Source organism: Vibrio penaeicida (genome assembly GCF_002933855.1).
Classification (GTDB): Bacteria; Pseudomonadota; Gammaproteobacteria; order Enterobacterales; family Vibrionaceae; genus Vibrio; species Vibrio penaeicida_A.
The window spans coordinates 337-2,134 of sequence record NZ_BFAQ01000068.1; the positions used below are offsets into that span (position 1 = coordinate 337).

Here is a 1,798-nt window from a genome sequence, read left to right on the forward strand (position 1 = left end):
TTGTTTGTCGGTTTGAAGCGTTTGTTAGCCCTTAAACCCTTTTGAGAGGGTGGAATGGCTCATCAGGCAACTCAATCGCCATGCTATCACCTGCCGACACTCTACCACCAACTTTGACGATCCCCATTACCCCTGCCTTACGGACTAACTTTCCTGAGCTATCTTTACCCAAAACAGCAGACAATAACCCAGTCTGGTATCCCTCGATTTGCGGGCAAGGGTTGCGGAGACCTGTAATCAGAACTTCTGCCCCACTGCTAAACCTAATTACGGTATCCCTTGGCAAACCAAGTAAATCAATGCCTGATGTTGTGATGTTTTCCCCAAGTGATGCTGGCTCAACTTTGAACCCTTTAGCCTCAAGCTCAGAGAATAACTCATTGTGAAGAAGGTGAACTTGTCTAAGGTTTGGTTGACTGGGATCGACTTTGACTCTCGAACGATGCTTTACAGTTTTTCCCCGATGAGCATCTCCGTCAACTCCTTCCCCCTCAATTAGCAATATTGAATCAACAATTGATTTAGAAAAAGTGTGCTCGGCACATTTACTGACTGAAACTACCTTTGGCATCCTTTCCTCCTGAGGGCTAACGCCGCATTAAGTGGTGAACAACGCAACCACTCAACCTTAAACCTTGCCACATTTAGCACTTAAGCTGACCTGAACTGAAATTGCCAAGCGTTGAGAATCCGTCTTAAATGCTTTGTTAGCTTTTTCTCAACCACGCTGCAATTTTCGATGTAAAATCCGATTACTACTTTTCAGTGCTGTGAATTTAAACAAAACAAATAAGCAAAACATTCCAGCTAACTTAAGCTTCATATCTAGTGGTAATAGCCAAAATTCAGGCTTAGTAGACAAATAAATGATGAACAGTTCATACATCAAGCAAACCAACACAACAGTATAGCCCCACGTCATTTCAAAAGTATCAAACCAACGCTGAGCTCTTGCTGGCATCATTTCATACAGTGATGGAGGCATATTGGTTTGATGTTGACTGAACTTCCTAGATAGAAAATCCCAAGCATCGCGCATAAATCGTTGCATGTGCTCGGTATATAGCGTCTTTATGATGAAAGATAGTAGTACGACGGATGCACCAATGCTTACATGAGATTCAAAGCCCAGTTCATTTAATAAACTCAATTCTTCCACGCTTCCTCCTGAAAGCTAACGCTGCGCTAAGCTGCCGCAAACATGTGGCTATACTTTTGCGAAGCAAAAATGCCACGTGTTGGAGGTCAGTTTGAGCGCTTTGTTATGTGCATTATTTTACGACAATCACTTTTTTCATGTTATGGCTAACCACTTGATAGCCTATACTAGAATACAGTGCCTGAGCAGCCGAATTGTGATTAAAAACATGGAGCCCTAAACTTGTGGCACCTAGTTCAGCAGCTACCTTTTCAATACAATGAAGTGCAGATTTAGCATAGCCTTTTCGGCGATATTCCTTATATATTCCCACGTCATATATAAATGCAGATTTTGTATGAATATGAGTTTCTACTTTCACCCATATATAGCCAACATCTGTTCCGTTTGTATTCTCTACGACGTTAAACAGGAAGTTATTTTCACTATTTAACCCCTCAGGTAAAAGGAGAGCATAGTCCTCCTTTGAACGTTCTAATGCCTCAGATTGTTCCCACCTACCAGATTTCACATTATCACTGGCATACGAAGGAATGACTATTTTCAAATACTCTGAAAATGATGCTGAATCCATAGCTTTCAATGAAACTTGCATACGATCCACTTTCTCCAATTTGCACATAACACCCGCTTAAGTGG

General features: G+C 41.6%; 3 protein-coding genes. All 3 read right to left on the reverse strand.

Features of this window, described 5'->3' with window-relative positions; translation table 11 throughout:
- Nucleotides 1–31: 31 nt before the first annotated feature.
- The 3 genes from VPNCDNU1_RS27860 to VPNCDNU1_RS27870 all read right to left on the reverse strand — a co-directional run bounded on the left by VPNCDNU1_RS27860 (nt 32) and on the right by VPNCDNU1_RS27870 (nt 1,754).
- The gene (locus VPNCDNU1_RS27860; protein ID WP_009602753.1) at nt 32–571 is read right to left on the reverse strand and encodes an MOSC domain-containing protein; all 540 of its coding nucleotides are present in this window, start codon (nt 569–571) and stop codon (nt 32–34) included.
- Nucleotides 572–718: 147 nt separating this feature from the next.
- Complete coding sequence (locus VPNCDNU1_RS27865; protein WP_104403404.1) at nt 719–1,159, reverse strand: hypothetical protein; 441 nt, start codon at nt 1,157–1,159, stop codon at nt 719–721.
- 112 nt (nt 1,160–1,271) lie between these two features.
- Nucleotides 1,272–1,754, reverse strand: a complete 483-nt coding sequence (locus VPNCDNU1_RS27870) for a GNAT family N-acetyltransferase (protein ID WP_237324242.1) — start codon at nt 1,752–1,754, stop codon at nt 1,272–1,274.
- Nucleotides 1,755–1,798: the final 44 nt, after the last annotated feature.